The organism is Thalassospira sp. UBA1131, assembly GCF_002311515.1.
GTDB lineage: Bacteria > Pseudomonadota > Alphaproteobacteria > Rhodospirillales > Thalassospiraceae > Thalassospira.
In genome coordinates, this window is record NZ_DCAO01000018.1 from 3,222 (window position 1) to 3,904 (window position 683).

Genomic DNA, 683 nt, shown 5'->3' on the forward strand with positions numbered 1-683 from the left:
TTGCCCGACATGGCAAGACTTGCCACCGCCGGATCAATCAAGGCATTGGCAAGCCATGCCTGATGCCAGGTTTTCATCGGTCGGAAATAGGGTTCCTTTTCCGAACCACCGGCTTCGATCCAGCTTTCGATCAGATGCGCGCGCCCCAATGCGATACCAAGGCGCAGGGCATCTTCAAACCCCATACCGTTTTGCAAGAAAGCATCACCGAGCATATCTTCAAGCAAGGGCAGCATGCTCGTGACATTGTCAGACCGAAGTCCTGCACCAAGCGGCTGATAGAATGATGCCGCGTCACTGTGCCCGAGAATAGCGCGGGCATGCTTGGCAAAATCACCCCAGAAAACAAGCTTTACCGGCTCGGCGCGCTTGCGCCAAAGCGGNNGCCCAGATGGTTATAAAGCGCCATGGCCAGGAACCAGCGGCAATAAGGCATCAGACCTTGCAATATCTCGGAGCGTTGTTGCGGCTGGACATATTGTTGCAAGTCATGATCAAGCCAAACAGCATTTTGCACGCCCGCCACAAAGGCGTTGCGAAGGGCAGGATATTCATCACTAAAGAACACAGACGTCAGCCAGGATGACACATCATCAAGGGCTGCACGGCGCGATGCCGGTGTGCTGTCATTCCCGAAATCAACGGCCGGCATCGGCGGCTTGCCCGACATGGCAAGACTTGCC

General features: G+C 55.5%; 2 pseudogenes. Both read right to left on the reverse strand.

Annotated elements, in window-relative coordinates:
• A pseudogene (locus B3Z49_RS02430) lies at positions 1-236 on the reverse strand (hypothetical protein); the annotation flags it as partial.
• 116 nt (positions 237-352) lie between these two features.
• Positions 353-683 (reverse strand): annotated as a pseudogene (locus B3Z49_RS22065) (hypothetical protein); the annotation flags it as partial.